Annotated in this window: 6 protein-coding genes; 5 read left to right on the top strand and 1 reads right to left on the bottom strand. The window is 47.8% G+C overall.

All coding sequences use genetic code 11. The features are described 5' to 3' along the window. The 5 genes from JU82_RS07065 to JU82_RS07045 form a co-directional block, all read left to right on the top strand. Window positions 1–347: YmdB family metallophosphoesterase (locus JU82_RS07065; protein ID WP_037948622.1), on the top strand; the 347-nt coding region annotated here is incomplete at its 5' end. Next, window positions 348–989: a 3-methyladenine DNA glycosylase gene (locus tag JU82_RS07060; RefSeq protein WP_037948620.1), complete on the top strand. Its 642-nt coding sequence runs from the start codon at window positions 348–350 to the stop codon at window positions 987–989. Between the two features lie 31 nt (window positions 990–1,020). Then, window positions 1,021–1,239, top strand: coding sequence for a hypothetical protein (locus tag JU82_RS07055; protein ID WP_037948619.1), 219 nt, complete (start codon window positions 1,021–1,023; stop codon window positions 1,237–1,239). A gap of 53 nt (window positions 1,240–1,292) precedes the next feature. Further along, on the top strand, window positions 1,293–1,598 hold the full coding sequence (locus JU82_RS07050; protein WP_294892460.1) for a nucleotidyltransferase domain-containing protein: 306 nt from the start codon (window positions 1,293–1,295) through the stop codon (window positions 1,596–1,598). Continuing rightward, window positions 1,591–1,974, top strand: a complete 384-nt coding sequence (locus tag JU82_RS07045; protein WP_294892459.1) for a HEPN domain-containing protein — start codon at window positions 1,591–1,593, stop codon at window positions 1,972–1,974. The genes JU82_RS07050 and JU82_RS07045 overlap by 8 nt, the downstream gene beginning before the upstream one ends. Here JU82_RS07045 and JU82_RS11915 read toward each other — a convergent pair. Next, window positions 1,971–2,095: YwbE family protein (locus JU82_RS11915; protein WP_294892462.1), on the bottom strand; the 125-nt coding region annotated here is incomplete at its 5' end. The two genes, JU82_RS07045 and JU82_RS11915, sit on opposite strands and share 4 nt — an antisense overlap.

The raw sequence follows: 2,095 nt of genomic DNA, 5'->3' as shown, positions 1-2,095 counted from the left end.
GCGAAAAACGGGCGATGATGATGCTGCTGCAAGGGCAGGTAGGCGGCATCATCGGTACCCACACTCACGTCGCGAGCGATGATTTCCAGATTTCGCAGGGGACAGCGTACATGAGCGACATCGGCCTCACCGGATGCCGAGACAACGTCATCGGGATGGATTCCTCCGTCCCCGTCGAGCGGTTTTTGACCGGAGTGTCGGGACGGTTCGAAGTCCCCGAAAAATGCCGCAAGATCCTCCAGATCGCAGTGATGAACCTCGAAGAGGGCAAATGCACCGACGCATTCAAGCTCAAAATCTTCGACGACGGCAGAGTATTGCGCACGGATGCGTGGATCGAGGACTAAATGGAGCTTCAGGACTCTTTTGAACTTTTCAGCGCGCTGGAGAAGTTAAAACTACTCGAAAACTCCCCGCCGCTCTGGTGGCCCGCGTACGGAACCTTTGAGGTTGTTGTCGGTGCGATCCTCACCCAAAATACCCAATGGAGCCGCGTCGAGCAATCCCTTGCCAACCTCCGCGAACGTGAATTATTAGACGCCTCCATGATCGCGCAATGCCACAACGAGAGCCTGATGGAGCTGATTCGTCCCAGCGGGCTGTTCAAAGCCAAAGCCGCGAACCTGATCCGTCTGTGCCGCGCGATGATCGACGACTACGGCGATTTCGAGACGTTTGCCCTCTCGGTTGACCGTGACTGGCTGCTGTCGCAAAAAGGGATCGGCCCCGAGAGTGCCGACAGTATCCTCTGCTACGCCTGCGCCCGTCCCGTCATGGTCGTCGACGCCTACACGGCACGGCTGCTCAACGCGTTCGGGTATGAGTTTGAGAGTTACGATGAGCTGCAGGAGTGGTGCGAGGCGGGAATACGAGGTTATTTCGATACCGTTCAGTTCCCTGCCGCATTTGCGCGGTTTCACGGGATGATCGTGGAGTATGTGAAGGGGAATAGTAAGGGGAAAGTGGTTAGTCTTGAACATCTTGTTTGACTGTAAAAAACTAATATAGGAAATTTTTTTGATGAAACCTTTTAAATATAAATATGATTCAGAATGTAATGAGCATATTTTAGTAAATGAATATGGACATAAAAGCTATACTATAATTTTTGATTATGATAGTATTTGTCCTGAGAAGTGTAAAGCAGAAAGTATTTTGGGAAAAACGTTTACATTTAATGCTTCTGATATCGAAGGATATGATATGCTTTTAGAAAAATTTCCGGAAAATTGTATTTAAGTTGTAGTGTGAGTGCTATAATTGACTTATAATGAACAAAAGAGGGGCTGTACATGAGTGAAAACGATATTATGAAGATTAGCGATACGATCATCCGTATCGCGCAGCCCCAAAAGCTCTTGTTGTTCGGCAGCGGTGCGACGGGAACGATGAATGAGGAAAGCGATCTCGATTTTCTCGTCGTAACCGATCATTGCGTAGATGAAGACGTCGCCGTACGCCGCGAGCTACATCGCCAAAATATCCGTGTACCCCTCGATATCATCTACGTTACTCCTGAAGCATTATCGGCGAAACTCTCGACGAACGATCCCGCGTTCAATGACCTCTACTCTAACGCCAAGGTGATGTATGGCTAATGTCACGGCGGCAAAGGAGTGGCTCTCTTTCGCCCTCAAAGATTTGGAAGAAGCAATCCTCTTGGATCAACATGATTTTTATACCGACAAGATTGGTTTTTCATTACAGCAAGCGTGTGAAAAATCTCTAAAAGCCGTTTTGGCATACAACAATCAAAAGATTACCAAAGTTCATGATCTGGTTGAGCTTTTGGCGCAAGCCGATAACGTGTTGAGTTTTGATGAGTATGTGGAGACGATGACAAAGCTAAACGGTTTTTATATTGCTTCACGCTACCCGATGCCGATCATTTATTCCCCATCAAAAGAACAAATCAGAATCCATATTGTCAAAACACAAGAGCTTTACGAGACGATCAAAAATCTTTGTTCTTAAAACACCTCTTTGACCCGTCCCACTTCGCCGCTCATCAATCGTACTTTAATTCCGTGCGGATGGTTTGGCGATTTGGTGAGGATGTCGCGGACGATTCCTTCGGTCAGTTTACCTGTCTGCT

Origin of the sequence: Sulfuricurvum sp. MLSB (assembly GCF_000747095.1) — a bacterium.
Taxonomy (GTDB): Bacteria; Campylobacterota; Campylobacteria; order Campylobacterales; family Sulfurimonadaceae; genus Sulfuricurvum.
This window is presented reverse-complemented; position numbering and strand designations above follow the sequence as displayed.